This window comes from Bartonella sp. AP57NXGY, from assembly GCF_042195805.1.
Taxonomy (GTDB): Bacteria; Pseudomonadota; Alphaproteobacteria; order Rhizobiales; family Rhizobiaceae; genus Bartonella.
The window spans coordinates 1-1059 of sequence record NZ_JBHIOZ010000356.1; the positions used below are offsets into that span (position 1 = coordinate 1).

Genomic DNA, 1059 nt, shown 5'->3' on the forward strand with positions numbered 1-1059 from the left:
CAAAATAAAAGATTTTTTTCAATAATTCTATTTTTTTATGTTTTTCCTTTAAAAAACTTCTTAAATGAAGTGTTGACTCCATCGATTATATATATGCCATTACAGCATAACAAATATGCGACTCTTGCTCTATTTTTTCCATTTAAGCCAAACGAATTTCGCAGAAAATATTCCCCTACGATCAACAACTTTTCTCAATGTGGAAAACATATCAATCTTACATCTCATGTAAGAGGGAGCATTATGCGGTTAACATTTCATCCACACACAATATGAGAGAATAAGTTGAATTCTCTGATACAAAGGGAATACCAACCTACCCAATGATCTATTCTCAACAAAGCAACACTCTCACCACTTCAATACCAGTATTTTAGTTTGAGTATACGAACACAATTTACATTCTAGATTAAATGTATCAAATAAATAATGAACATAAAATCTATGAATAAACAATGGTTTAACTGTACATGCTTCAAACAAAGAACAAAATTCTATAATCATGCGTTATTAATTCTTTTGTAAATATTTTATACAGATATCAAAAATCGTACCATTGCTTTCAATACAAGAAACCGACATAAAAAGTTTCATATTGAATGACCAAAATAGTCTTTTACAAATTGCGATATTAGAGCAAAAACTTCATTGGCTAATTATACGAAAAAATAAAATAGAAAATGCATTTTAATAAATATAAAAGCAAATTGTTTTATAAAAGAATATGACAAAAACTGATAAATCAACTTATGATCATGTATTTATGATTCAGATATTGAGTTCAATTTTGCACAATCATTTGAAAAAAACGATAAGATTAAAGTTTATGCGAAACTGCCTAAATGGTTTAAAATTGATACATCTCTTGGATCATATACTCCCGATTGGACTGTATTATTCGAGCAAAATGGGCAAGAAAAACTGTATTTTGTTGTGGAAAGCAAAAGAAGTATTTTCGAAGACATGTTGCGCGTTCTGGAAAAAGCAAAAATCCATTGCGGTCATGAACATTTCAAAGCTTTGGGAGAAAATACCCAATATATTGTTTCTGATAATTAT

At 28.7% G+C, this 1059-nt stretch carries 1 protein-coding gene; it reads left to right on the top strand.

Features of this window, described 5'->3' with window-relative positions; all coding sequences use genetic code 11:
* Window positions 1-816: 816 nt before the first annotated feature.
* Window positions 817-1059: hypothetical protein (locus tag ACFIL8_RS10835; RefSeq protein WP_375689779.1), on the top strand; the 243-nt coding region annotated here is incomplete at its 3' end.